Below are 226 nucleotides of genomic sequence, written 5' to 3'. Positions count from 1 at the left end.
TGCCTCGCGCACACGGGTGATTATCTGCGATCAGTTACAGTCCGCCGACGCGTGTTTGTCCCGCGCCCGGTATGAACACAACCTTGCGATCGCGCAGAGCCTGACGGCCTCAGCAAGCATTGCCGGACTGTTCCCGGCGCTTGCCATCGACGGACTCAACCGGGTCATCCGGGTTATCGATCAGACGCAGCAGTTCAGCGAAATGCTGGTCATCAAAGCCTTGAGC

General features: G+C 59.7%; 1 pseudogene. It reads left to right on the top strand.

Annotation, left to right across the window (positions count from 1 at the left end):
• Nucleotides 1-226, top strand: a pseudogene (locus JIG40_RS23005) (phage tail protein); the annotation flags it as partial.

This window comes from Vibrio sp. bablab_jr001 (genome assembly GCF_016464285.1).
Lineage (GTDB): Bacteria > Pseudomonadota > Gammaproteobacteria > Enterobacterales > Vibrionaceae > Vibrio > Vibrio fluvialis.
This window is presented reverse-complemented; position numbering and strand designations above follow the sequence as displayed.